General features: G+C 60.1%; 10 protein-coding genes. All 10 read right to left on the minus strand.

Annotated elements, in window-relative coordinates; translation table 11 throughout:
* Positions 1–55 precede the first annotated feature (55 nt).
* Entirely contained in the window at positions 56–1,408 is a 1,353-nt protein-coding gene (locus ACIOWE_RS01125; RefSeq protein WP_401386249.1) for an LLM class flavin-dependent oxidoreductase, read from the minus strand.
* Positions 1,401–2,828 (minus strand): MFS transporter, encoded by a 1,428-nt coding sequence (locus tag ACIOWE_RS01130; RefSeq protein ID WP_401386252.1) that lies wholly within the window; start codon positions 2,826–2,828, stop codon positions 1,401–1,403. Before ACIOWE_RS01130 ends, ACIOWE_RS01125 begins: the two co-directional genes overlap by 8 nt.
* Before the next feature lie 78 nt (positions 2,829–2,906).
* Positions 2,907–3,656 (minus strand): tRNA-dependent cyclodipeptide synthase, encoded by a 750-nt coding sequence (locus ACIOWE_RS01135; RefSeq protein ID WP_401386255.1) that lies wholly within the window; start codon positions 3,654–3,656, stop codon positions 2,907–2,909.
* Between the two features lie 3 nt (positions 3,657–3,659).
* A complete protein-coding gene (locus ACIOWE_RS01140) occupies positions 3,660–4,436 on the minus strand; it encodes a 2OG-Fe(II) oxygenase (RefSeq protein WP_401386257.1) in 777 nt (258 codons plus the stop codon).
* 271 nt (positions 4,437–4,707) lie between these two features.
* Positions 4,708–5,625, minus strand: coding sequence for an aliphatic sulfonate ABC transporter substrate-binding protein (locus tag ACIOWE_RS01145; RefSeq protein ID WP_401386485.1), 918 nt, complete (start codon positions 5,623–5,625; stop codon positions 4,708–4,710).
* 132 nt (positions 5,626–5,757) lie between these two features.
* Complete coding sequence (locus ACIOWE_RS01150; protein WP_401386260.1) at positions 5,758–8,226, minus strand: TonB-dependent receptor plug domain-containing protein; 2,469 nt, start codon at positions 8,224–8,226, stop codon at positions 5,758–5,760.
* A gap of 25 nt (positions 8,227–8,251) precedes the next feature.
* The gene (locus ACIOWE_RS01155) at positions 8,252–8,749 is read right to left on the minus strand and encodes a RidA family protein (protein ID WP_401386263.1); all 498 of its coding nucleotides are present in this window, start codon (positions 8,747–8,749) and stop codon (positions 8,252–8,254) included.
* A 91-nt stretch (positions 8,750–8,840) separates the two neighbouring features.
* Positions 8,841–10,418 (minus strand): flavin monoamine oxidase family protein, encoded by a 1,578-nt coding sequence (locus tag ACIOWE_RS01160; protein ID WP_401386266.1) that lies wholly within the window; start codon positions 10,416–10,418, stop codon positions 8,841–8,843.
* Between the two features lie 211 nt (positions 10,419–10,629).
* Positions 10,630–11,829, minus strand: coding sequence for a dipeptidase (locus ACIOWE_RS01165; protein ID WP_401386269.1), 1,200 nt, complete (start codon positions 11,827–11,829; stop codon positions 10,630–10,632).
* Between the two features lie 41 nt (positions 11,830–11,870).
* The gene (locus tag ACIOWE_RS01170) at positions 11,871–12,839 is read right to left on the minus strand and encodes an ABC transporter substrate-binding protein (RefSeq protein WP_401386272.1); all 969 of its coding nucleotides are present in this window, start codon (positions 12,837–12,839) and stop codon (positions 11,871–11,873) included.
* Positions 12,840–12,849: the final 10 nt, after the last annotated feature.

Below are 12,849 nucleotides of genomic sequence, written 5' to 3' on the forward strand. Positions count from 1 at the left end.
CGCGAATAGCTGCCCAAGGTAGCGCGGCAGACTATTGCTCGGTGGTATTACCGGTTTAGCCATTTTGCCCGCTCTCGAAGAAGCGGTTTCCCACCCGTTGCAGCCCGAGGTTTTCCCGCAGGCTGCGGCCTTCGTACTGCGTGCGGAATAGCCCGCGCCGTTGCAATTCAGGCACCACCAGATCAACAAAATCATCGATGGCACCCGGCAGATGAGTGAACAGCACATTGAAGCCATCCGCTGCATATTCTTCATACCAGGTGGTCAGTTCGTCGACGATCTGCGCCGGCGTGCCGACCTGAACCTTATGCCCACTGGCCGACAGGCTACGCAGCAGTTGCGCGACTGTCGGACGCTCGCGACGGATCAGATCGACCACCAGCTGCTGCCGGCTCTGGTGCCGTTGCGTCGGTGCGAGATATTCCGGCAACGGCACCATGGCGTGCAATGGCAAGGCCGACAGATCAATGCCAAGGTCTAGCAGCCAGGACAAGCCCCTGAGCATCACTTCTGGGTCGAGTAGCTCTTGCAACTGTTGGTACTTTTCTTCGGCCTCGTTGAGGGTTCGGCCGACGGTCGGCGCAATGCCCGGAAAGATCTTCAGCTGCCCGACGTCTCGCCCATAGCGCGGCAAACGTTCCTTGAGGCCGGCGTAAAATGCCTTGCCCTCCTCCAGGGTTTGCTGGGCGGTGAACACCAGTTCAGCGCTGCGCGCCGCCAGCTCTCGACCCGAGCCAGACGAGCCGGCCTGAGCGATCAGCGGCCAACCTTGCAGGGGGCGCGGCGCGTTCAACGGACCGTGAACCTGGAAGTGTTGGCCGTGATGTTCAAGCACGTGCATTTTCTCGGTATCGAGCCAGGTGCCTGTGACCTTGTCACGCACAAACGCATCATCGGCCCAACTGTCCCAGAGCCCGGTTACCACGTCGAAAAACTCTTCGGCCCGGGCATAACGATCAGCGTGTGCCAAGGGCTGGGCATGATTGAAGTTTTCGCCGCCAATCAAACCGGTTACCAGGTTCCATCCGGCACGACCACCGCTCAGGTGATCGAGTGAAGCGAACTTGCGCGCGACGTTATAGGGCTCGTTGTACGACGTATTGACGGTGGCGATCAGGCCGATGTGTTCGGTCAACACCGCTAGCGCCGGCAGTAGCGTCAACGGATCCCAGCGCAAACTGTAAGACGTGCGGCTCAGCACCCGTGGATCGAGGTTGCCCACCGCAACATTGTCATTGAGAAACAACGCATCGAAGCAGCCTCGTTCCAGCGTTTGCGCGTAGTGCCGATAGCGCTGAAAATTCACCGAAGCATCGGCATCAGCCTGTGGGTGACGCCAACTGCCACCGTGCGCGCCGGAGCCGGACAGAAAGGCCCCAAGGCGTATTTGCCCCGGACGTTCAGCCACGACCCGGCCCTTCTCCGGCGAGTGCCTGCGCCGTTTTTGCCCCGCGCAGCAACCACGCCACCGAGGCCAAGACACTGAGGCTGGCCACCGCTAGAAACACCATCACCGCACGATAGCCATTGAGGAACGCGCCCTGCATATCATCCAGCGGCAGTGCGGAAAAATGATGATAGATCCCGACGCCGACCGCCAACCCGAGACCGCCACCCACGTTGTGCAACGTCATCAGCGACCCCATGGCTACCGAACCGACCTGCTGCGGCACCGACGAAATCCCCAACACCGTCGACGGCCCGAGAATGCTCGCCCAGCCCAGGCCCATGACCACGAACGCGGCCAGGACATAGGCCAGAGACGTCTGGCGATCAAAGCCAGCCTGCAACAACGCCGACACCACAAACAGCAGTAACCCGGTCTTGATCAGCAACGCCGGCCCCTTGCGATCCACCAACCGCCCCACAAGCGGTGACAATACCGCGACCCCAAGTGTGGTCGGCAACAGCAACAGACCGCTGGCCTGAACGTTTTCGCCGCGAATCAACGCCAGGTAAAGCGGCATGACAAAAAACGCTACGCAGTAAAACAGCGCCAGGCCGAAACTGGCGGTCACTGCAGCCACGAAGCGCCGGTTGGCGAATAACCGCAAGTCGATGATCGGCGCCGCGACACGTTTCTCCACCTCGATGAACGCCCAGAGCGCCAGCACCGCCAGACTGATCAAGCTCAGCGTCACCGGCGAACGCCAACCCCACGCTGCGCCTTGCACGATCACCAGCACCAGGCTTGGCAACCCGACCAGCAACAAAGTCGCCCCCAGCCAATCAAGCCGGGTGCCTGTCTGCTCAGCCCGGGACTCATCGACGCTGACGCTGCAAATCGCCAGGCTGAGCAGCACCAACGGCACGTTGATCAGGAAGATCCATTGCCAGCCGAACGCGCTGGTAATCACTCCGCCCAACACCGGCCCTATGGCCAGCCCGACGCCATTGACGCCGAACAGCACACCGAACGCCTTGCCTTGTTCGGCGCTGTCGAATGTGCTGGAAACAATGGCGCCGGACGCGGTGTAGAGCACCGCACATGCCAGGCCTTGCACGATTCGCGCGGCGATCAACTGGTCGATGTTGCCGACCAGGCCGGCCGCCAACGAAGCCAGGCCAAATACACTCAGGCCGATGAACAGCACGCGTTTGCGCCCATGCACATCCGCCAGCCGCCCGACCAGCACCATAAAACTCGACAGCGCCAGAATGAAACCGTTGATGACCCACTGCAAACTGTCGACTTCCGCCCCCAGATCCTGCTGCAACGCCGGCAGTGCGGTGTTGACGATAGTGAAATCGACACAGCCCAGAAAACTGGCAATGCTCACTCCGAGCAATGCCCACCATTTGCGTTGCTGTTGCGCAAAAACGCTCATGGAAACTCCTTGTTCAATTGAATAAAAACAGCGGTACGGTGATGCACTACGGCAGGAGCTCTCGCTGCGCCGTTGTCTTCAAATCGCGATCGCGCCACTCGACCAGTTCGGGTGAATTGCCCCAGGCAGCGTGAAGGGAATCGGGATCCCGCGTTTCTTGAATTTCAGCGGCAACCAGCGCACCCGGTCCGGGCTGTGAGGCTCGATCAGCAGGTCACGGCTGGTGGCCATCGCAGCAGTCATCTGCTGCGGATACAGTACGTAGTCGTAACCCTCGGCGGCCCATAGCGGCAAAATGATCGGGATTTCTTCGAGGATGTATTCGCGGCACTGATTGGCGGCACGCGTGATGTCGGCGTGTTCGTCACGCAATCGCAAACGGTCGGTAAACACCGCGATGGTGCTTTCGATCGCTTCGCGCAGCTCATGACGCTCGTGGTAGATCACATTGAGCTGCTGGCGCAGTTCGGCGTAATGGTCGCTTGCCAGTTCCTGGTTCCAGCGGGTGATGTGATAGGGCACGCGCAAACCATCGAGAATCTGCTGATTGCGTGCCAGCCAGGCGTCGCCGTCGCGGATGGATGCCGACAGCGCTTCGCCGGGGGATTTGCCGTGCTTGTTATGGCGCTGCAAGGTGTCGGCGACCACGACTTTGACGTGGCTGAAGCCCGACTGATTGATCAAGTGGATGGTCGAGCGCAGCTTTTGGTCTTCGTGATACTCCTGGCCAACGCTGACCGCCAACACCACCCGCTTACCTTCAAATTCGTGCTCTTCGCCACCCTTGTTGAAATAGGCCTTGAGGTTGATTTCCTGTGCGTTGCTCATGAGTTAGCTCCAGTAGGCCAAAGGCTGGTGTTCGCCGTAAAAACCGATAAAGACGCCGAGTGTCACGCGGGTGCTGCTCGCTGAAGGGCGCACCGCATGGATCAGCCGCGGGTTGAGCAGGATCAGGTCGCCAGACTCGGGCTTGATCACAAAGTCCGGTGGCGGTAGCAAATGTCGTTCGATGCCGTAGGCGCGGTCGCCACGCAGGCGCTGGTATTCTTCCTCGTCCGGCTCGATGCCCCAGATCTCGAGTTCGCCACCGTCCTCGGGGATTTCCAGATAGATGTTGGTCGACAACTGCGTGAGCAATTTCGGGTGGTGCCCTTGAGGGGCATTGCGTTCCAGATTGTCAGTGTGTGGCGTCAGGTCGACGCCGCTGCCCTGGAAGCGGGCGATGCCGACGAAGCACTTTTGCCCATCCACTTGCAACAGGTGCGCACCGTGGGGCCAGACTTCATCGAGCAGCAAACGCAGTTCGTCGATCGGTGAAGCCAGTGGCCGGAACAAGTTGCGAATCCGGCGGATGTTGGCGTGGGCCTGAGCGTGATAGTCGGCACGGCTCTGCTCATCCTGGATTTCGATGTAGGCCTTGCCGATCCGAACAAATTCCTGCTGCTCGGTAAAAGCGCTGCGCAATTCGGGGCGGAATAAATGATCGCGTGCGACCTGCAAGGTGTCCGGTGGACAAAAGCCTTTTAGTTGCACGCCGTAAGAGCGTTTTTCCACGACATCAAGAATATGCCGTGCTTCAAGTTGGTCGGCAGTAATAACTGTAAACATTCAAGCTTCCTCATTCCCTGGAAGTAACGACGGGACAGACCGGGCAAACCTTTCAAATTATTTCAAGGCAACCTTAGGTAATTGCCTGAGGCTTGTGAAATATCGTTTATCTCTAACTACCCAACTAAAAAATGTATCAAAAATCAGGCAAATAGCGCCCGGCATCGATCATTGACGGATCGCGATAGAGATTATTAAAAATACTGATAATTAAACTAAGTAACGCACATTATTCGAACTCTCTAATTGATCACCTTCCTTCAAGTAGTCATCAATTTGTCACGTCGTTAAATTGTTCATCAAAGTAAGCCGGCGCATTAAATGAGTTCTGGATAATGCCCTCCTCTCGATAAAGATCGGCGGTGTGTTGCACGTCTTCAACGACTGCTGGCGCAACCGGAATACGGTGCGGTACGGCGAAGCGATTGGAGCGTTCGTGGATTTCCACCGGCAAACCGCTGTAGCCCGCCTGGACTTTCGAGAACGCCTCCTGATGCTGGTTAGCCCAGGCATAGGCGCGATCAAGCCGTTTGAGCAGGTCACGAATTTGCAGGGATTTGTCACGGATGGCGTTGTCATTGGCGACCAACAACATATGCCCGGCAAACAGCCCTTCGCCACTGACCAGCACCCGCGTGCCGCCTTCCATTTGCACCATGCTGGTGTAAGGATCCCAGGTCGCCCAGGCGTCTGCCTGACCGTTGGCCAGCAAGCTGCGGGACTCGCCGGGTTGCAAAAAAATGAACTGCGCATCACGGCCGTGCAGCCCCGCCGAACGTAGCGCCGCCAGTGCCATGAAATGCCCGATGGAGCCACGGGTGGTGGTAATGCGCTGGCCCTTCAGGCTCGCGGCGTCCGTCAGCGGCGAGTTCTGATTGACCACAATCGCCACCGCGGTTTGCGTCACGTTGACCTTGATCACCCCGACCGTTTTGATCGGTGCTCCGGCCGCCGCCGCAAACACGAACGGCGCGTCCCCGAGGCTGCCGAAGTCTACCGCGCCGGCCGCCAATGCTTCGGCGGTGGGCGCGGCGGCGGCGAACGAGGCGAACTCAATCGGGTAAGGCAGATTCTCCAGCTCACCGGCCGCTTGCAGCAAGATTTTCAGCGACTGCTTTTGGCTGGAAACACGCAAGGTGTCGTCGGCCACGGCCGGGGTGCTCAGGTCCGAAATCATGAGCACCAGCATCAACAGCCCGCCAAGTTTTGCAACCGCGTTACGGGCCTTGTCTCCAGCAAGCAGGCGTCCACGGATTTGGCTTGCGCCGCCAACATCGTCAGTGAAACGGTCGTTGCCAGCGGATGTGCGTTGGCTCATCGGTCAGAACGCCAGGCTGACGCGGCTGTAGTAATACCCGCCGCCCAGACCGTACGGCGAGAACATCCCGTATTCGTAGGTGCCGGCCCAGGCCTTGAGGCCGATCTTGTCCGGGTATTCATCGAACAGGTTGTTGGCACCCAATGCCACGGTGAGGTTCTTGGTGACGTCGTAGGCCACGTCGATATCGGTGATCCACTTGGCGCTGTAAGTACGATCGTTGGCCGGGATGTTCGAGCCTTCGGTGTACTCGCCGAACCGCGTCAGTTGCAGGTTGGTGGTCCAGTCGCCGACCTTGTAGTTGGTCGACAGAATCCACTTGTCTTTGGGCGTCGACTTGGTCAGGTCGATTTGTTGCTGGCGGTCGAACAACAGGTAGCTGGAACCCAAATGCGCCAAGGCTGCCGGGGTATCGGCCAGGTCACGGATCGTGGTTTTGTTGTGGTTGTAGGCGATGCTCCATTTCGCCGTGCCGTACTCACCAAACGACTGGCTGTAATCGGCCACCAGGTCCACGCCTTTGGTGCGGGTGTCGGCGGCGTTGGTGTAATACTGGCCGGCGAGATTCGGTGCCAGTCCGTTTTCGACGAGGATCTGCGAGACGGCGGCTCCTTGCAGCAAACCGGTCTGCAGAATGCGTTTATCGATGTCGATCAGGTAAAAGTCAGCGGTAAAACGCAGGCGTTCTGCCGGTTCCGCCGTAAAGCCCAGGCTGTAGTTACGCGAGGTTTCCGGTTCCAGGTCTTCGGCGCCCAGGGCAATCGCTTCCGGCGAATCCGGACGCATTTGCTTGGTGCGCACTGAGCTGGTGGTGCCGTTGGCGCCGAACTGGGTCACGGTGCTGGTGGTGGAGAACACACTTTGCGCCAGCGACGGTGCGCGGAAGCCATTGCTGACCGCGGCCCGCACTGCATAACCCGGCAGGAACTCGTAACGCGTGGTCAGCTTGCCGCTGGTGGTGTCGCCCACGCCAAGGTTGTACTTTTCATAGCGCCCGGCCGCGCCAACGTACCAGTTGGGTGTGATGTTCAGACCGAAGTCCAGATAGGCCGCTTCGCTGTGACGCTGCAAGTCATAAGCATCATCCGGTGTTGTGCCGTTTACCGAAAACAGGCCCGGGTCCGGACGCACGCCGGCGAATCGGCCGACTGCCGGCACATAACTGCCGTAGTTGTAGGCGTTCGGTTCGCCCTCCTCCAGCGCGTACTTCTCCCATCGATATTCGACGCCAAACGAGGTCTCCAGCGGGCTGCTCCAGCCGATATCCAGCGCTTGGGTGAAGTCGAGGTTGTTGGTCCACTGATCGAAAATCAGATTGCCCAGGTGAAAGTCGTGCTGGCCGTAAGGGCCGTTGGAAATGTTCAGGTTGTTGTCGGTGTCGAGCACCGCGCGATCTTTGCCGTAGGTACTCGACAGATCCCAATCCCAGTTGCCCAGCGCGCCCTTGGCGCCACCGGCCACCTGAAAGTCCACCTCGTGAATCTCCCGTCGCGCCTGCCCGCCGTTGGGGTACGGCGCATCCGGCACACCGTTGAGGCTGGTGATGTCGGTGGGTTTGCGGTGCCCCAGGTCCTTGTTGCTGTTGCGGTAGCTCAAGGTCGAAAACGAATACAGCTTCAGATCGTCCTGCAACGGCAACTCGGCGTTATAGGCGACGCTGGTGGTGCGATCGCGGCCGAGCCCGTACTCGGTGCCCCAGCCTTGGCGATTGCTTTCACGTGGGTCGGGTGTGCCGTTCGGCTGATTGAAATACAACTGGCCGGTGGCAGCGCTGGAGCGCTCGTAAGGCTCTTGCAGTTTGCCGTCCCACGACAGGTTGAAAAAGCCGCCGTTCTCACCCAGCGCCGAACCCCAGTTGAACGCTTCGTGGCCGGTGGTGCCATCGCCGTCGTAGTACTGGCCGACACTGGTGTCGGACGTCAGGCCTTCGGCATTGCGCTTGAGGATGATATTGATCACCCCGGCGATGGCATCGGAGCCGTACTGCGCCGCCGCGCCGTCACGCAGCACTTCAATGCGCTCGATGGACGCCGTGGGAATCAGGTCCAAATCAACCGGCACCGAGGCGTTACCGACGCGGGCGCCGTTGTTGATCAGCGCCGAGTTGTGACGGCGCTTGCCGTTGATCAGCACCAGCACCTGATCACCGCTGAGGCCACGCATGCTCACCCCGCGCACCAGGAACGCGGTACCGCCGCCGTTGATGGTCGGTACGTTGAACGAGGGCAGCAGGCGCCCGAGCATTTCTTTCAGACCATTCTGGCCGATAGTGCGCAGCTGTTCGCTGTCGATCACATCGATCGGCGCCGGGCTATTGGTGACGGTGCGCGGCTGACTGCCGCGGACCCCGGTGACCACCACGGTGCCCAGGGTTTCATCGGCGGCGAACAGTTCGGGGGGCACTGCCATGCCGAGCAGGCCGAAGCTCAGGGGCGCAGCACCGAACAGGGTTTTATGCAAAGTTGAACGCATGACAAAGATCCTTTTCTGACGACGCTCATTGCGACCTGGCGGCAACGGTTTCGACTTCGATCAAGGCGCCGGGCAACACCAGCCCGGCCACTTGCACGGTGGTTCGCGCGGGTTTCAGCGGCTGTTGTTCGCTACCGAAAAACTCGCGGAAGGCCACTTGCAGCCCGTCGAAATCCAGCTTGCCGCCCAACGCCGGGTCGCCCACCAGATAGATCCGCAGTTGCACCACGTCGGCCAGTTTCAAACCCTGGCTCGCCAGAATGCTTTCGACCTTGCGCAGCACCACGCGGGTCTGCGCTTCGGTATTGCCGACGGCACGCACCTGATCTTTCGGGGCTTTGGGATCGACCGGATCGGGCAGCAGGCCCGAGAGATACGTGACCTCGGTATTCGCGGCGAGAGTTACCGATTGCAGAATCGGCGAGTTGGGGTACGTCGACGGCACCCGCGAAATCGAAGCGGCCAAGGTGTTGCCGGCCGCAAAGAGGATCCCCATCCCCAACAAGGTTTTTTTCAAAGACATGCAAAGACACTCCAAGGTTATTTAATGCCAGCCTCGGAGGTCCGCTACCTGGCAAATCGTGTGTGGCTGTTTGAATGAAAGCGCGGCTTTTTCAGGCCGTTTGCTTGATAGGCGAGCTTTGCGCCCGCTCGAAAAGATTGCGCACTACACGCCGCGCCGCGCCGGCCGCCGCTTCCTGCCAGATCCCCACGCCGCTGTGCGCCAGGCCGTCACTGGTCAGGTACACCCGACCCTGCGGCTGGTTGAGCAAGCTGTAATCGGGTTCGGCCACTTCGTGATTGATCCACGGACCGAGGTTGTACGGAATTTTCGCCCAGGCAATGGCCAAGGGTTTGCGCAGTTCATGGCCGTGGCCGGGGTGCAGCAATTCAACGGCCTGACGGGAAATCGCTATCTGCTGATTGAGGCTTTTCTCGCCGAACTTGCGCGCCGTTTCGCCATTGTTATAAGCCGCCACCAACACCCCTTGCGCTTGGTTGAAACCACCGCTGGGGTACCACAGGCCCGAGGCCTCCTGATTTATAAACGATAGACCCCCGTAAATCTGATAGTCGCTTTCCCAGAAGCGCCGCGACTGCCAGGCGACTTTGTTGGCGTAGCCGAACTGCACGGTGGCGATGGCTTGGCGGACCGGTGCAGCGAGGTTGCTGTCGATCTTCGCCAGCAGTGGCAGCGGCAACGCGCTGATCAGGTAATCAGCGCGAATTTTTTGTTCGTGGCCACTGTGTCGGTCCAGATAAGCGACCTCGACGAAGTCCGGGTGATTCGTGATCGAGCGCACTTCGGCGTTCAGGCGCAGCGCTGCTTTCAGGTGCCGGGCGAATGCCTTGGGAATGCGGTCCATACCGCCCACCGGTTGAAACATGGTCGGCGAAAATTCCGGGTACTCATCAATCATCAATGCGGTGGTCAACGCCGGGTTGAGCAAAGTCTGCAACGGCAGCGGATCTTTTTTCTGTGCGAGTTGATCACCGGCGCCCGGCCATACCTTGTACCCGGAGCGAGCAGAACCGACGTACTCGAGTTTGTCCGAGAGGTCGCCCCAGGTCTTGAGGAAACTCAGCAAGTTGCTGCGGTCTTCGAGGCTGAGTTCCTGATCCAGCGCGTGGCGATTGACCGCTTTGGCCAGCAGCTCGGAGAAGTGCCCACGGCTGTCGTTCACGGCCTGGCGAATCTGGATCGCCGGTTGATTCAGGTCGGGCCGCACCAGTGCGTTGCGGCTGGTGTTGACCAACACTTCCAGCTCCACCCCGAGCTCGCGGCAGTAGCCGAGCATCAACTGATGATGGCTAGGCAGGCGACCGGGGCCGGCGTTGAGGTAGAAGCCGTTGTCGAATTCCGCGACCTGCACGCTGCCGTCGGTGTACTCGACACGATCACCCCCGCGTACCGTCCAGTTGCGCCCGCCGACCCGATCACGAGCCTCCAGCAGCGTGACGTTGAAACCAGCCTTTTGCAGTTCATAGGCGCTGACCAGACCACCGATGCCGGCACCAATCACCACCACGCTGGCACCTTGACCCACACGGGCGGTGGGCAACGCGGCATAGTTCTCCGCAGCGGCCTGCGCCGTGTCGGTCACACCGAGCATGCCCATCACCGCGGAGGCCGCCTGAAGGCCGCCGGCGGCGGCCACGCGGGCGATCAATTGTCTTCTGGTCAACGGCATTCAAGCGCTCCCTGCCTGGCGGATAGATAGTGCATTCGGTTATAGCCCAGCGACTTGTTCAGTCACTTGGGTCTATGCTACGCCATCCTAGGGGGCACTCTTTAATAAGAGAAATACATTTTAAGCATATGCAAATATTAAATTGTTTAATAATCGCCAGAGGTGATTCTGCGGCGATTGCATAGTCACATCGTCAGTCGATCCAAGCCGATCAATGTGTGCGCTGCGCCTCGCTAAGCACCCGCAGCAAATTTCCGCCCCAGATCTTCGCCACCTCACTTTCGGTGTAACCCGCCGCCAGCAAGCGCTCGGTAATCCGCGGCAACTGCGACACATCACTCAAGCCTTGCACCCCGCCGCCACCGTCCCAGTCGGCACCGATCCCGACATGGTCCGCGCCGACGACTTGCAGGATGTGCAGCAGGTGCCTGATGAAATCATCCAGGTTCGCTTGCGGCTGCGGGTAGCGGTTTTCGACCTCGCGGATACGCGCGGCCAGGTCCGCCACCTCGGCCGGGCTGAGACTCGCCGCCAGGCGAAACTCGCGGTACAGCGGGCCCAGCGCCTTGTCGCGCTCGGGGTTGGGCTCGCGGTTGATCAAGTCACTGGGAAAGCTGTTGACCTGCACCACGCCGCCCTTCGCCGCCAACCGGCGCAAACGCTGGTCGTCGAGGTTGCGTGGGTGCGCCGTGATCGCCCGACTGCTGCTGTGCGAAGCAATGATGGGGGCACTGGACAGCTCCAGCACTTGATCGAACACCTGATCCGAGGCGTGCGACACATCGAGCAAAATCCCCTGCCGGTTGGCCTCCAGCACCAGCGCTCGACCCGCCGGGCTCAAGCCGTGCCATTGCGGCAACGCGGTGGCCGAATCGGCGAAATCGTTGTTGGCCGCATGCACCAGCCCGAGCATGCGCAACCCCAGTCGGTAATAGGTCTGTAATCGTTGCGGATCAGCCGCCAGCGGCTCGGCATTTTCCATGCTGATAAACACCACCCGCTGCTGGCGCGCGACGATGGCCGGTACGTCTTCGGCGCGCAACGCCAAGGCAAAATCCTTGGGGTGCGCCGCAACCATGTCGCGAATGCGAGTGATCACCGCCAGGCCATGTTCGCTGGCCAGTGTCCGGCCTTCGGCAGTAAGCGGGCCCTGCGGGGTGAATATCGCCCAGAAACCACCGTCCAGCCCGCCCTCCTTCATGCGCGGCACGTCCACTTGGGACAGGTCGGTGCCAAAGCTGTGCCGCTGGGTGATGTCCCAATCGGGACGCGCCAGTTGCATCGGAGTGTCGAGGTGGCTGTCGAGGACGGTGAGGCGCTGGTGAAGTTGCGTGACGGTTTCCCCGGCGTGGGTGAAAGCGCTGATCAGGCACAACAGCACTGCGCAGCAGCGCGCAAAAGAAGTAAGCATGCATGCCCTCCCTGGCAAGTGTTGGATATGGAAATGCGGGTTCAGCTCCAGTGAAAACTGCGGTCCCACAAACCGGACACGTCGAGCTGCTGCGGCAACACCCCGGCCTCGAAAAACAGATCGGCTACATCCTGCTGGGATTTCACCGCTGCATCGGCCACCGGTTGCAGCAGACGCGGACCACTCTGGGCACGGTACTGGGCCAGAAACACTTCCCGTGGCATGCCAAGGATCTTCGCACTCTTGGTTGCCCATTCTTCGGGATGCGCCGCAATCCATTGCCAGGCACGGTACTCGCGCAGGATGTAATCGGTAATCGCCTGATGTTTGAGTGGGTCGGCGATGCTGTTCTGATTGGCGGCGATCACGTAATTGCCGGACAGATAGCCCTGACCGGTTTTCAAGACGCGGGCCCCGGTGCGTTGCTCGGCGAGCTGGATGAAGTAGCCAAAACTGACCCAGGCATCCAGCGCGCCGTTCTGAAACGCGGCAAAACCGTCTTGCGGTGTCAACGCCATGGGCACGATGTCATTGAACGTCAGGCCCTGCTCCTTCAGCGCTTTAAGTAAAAAATAGTGTGAACTGGTCGAGCGGATGTAGCCGATTCGCTTGCCCTTGAGTTGCGCGATCGACTGCACGTCAGAGCCTTTGGGCACGATGAACGCCTGGTTGTTGACGTCACCGGTCAACACCGCAATGAGCTTCACCGGGGCGTGATTCTTGATCCCGAATATCGGCGGTATCTCACTCATTGGCGAGATGTCCAGGGTGCCGCTCACCAAGGCTTCAAAACTCAGATTGCCGCCCGTGAACTCGGCGTATTTGACGGTGTAAGGCGCAGGCTCGATTCCCGCTTCGGCGAAGAATGTCGGGGCCGCGCCTTTGTAGGTCGCCACGTTCAGCGTGACCCCACGCAAGTCGTTGGCGGCCAGGCCGAAGCGTGGCAGGCCGACGCTGAATGCGCCGAGGCCGGCCAGCGCCGAGAGTTCGAGAAAACGTCGACGGTGCATGGTGCAACTC

This window comes from Pseudomonas sp. NPDC087598, from assembly GCF_044743525.1.
GTDB lineage: Bacteria > Pseudomonadota > Gammaproteobacteria > Pseudomonadales > Pseudomonadaceae > Aquipseudomonas.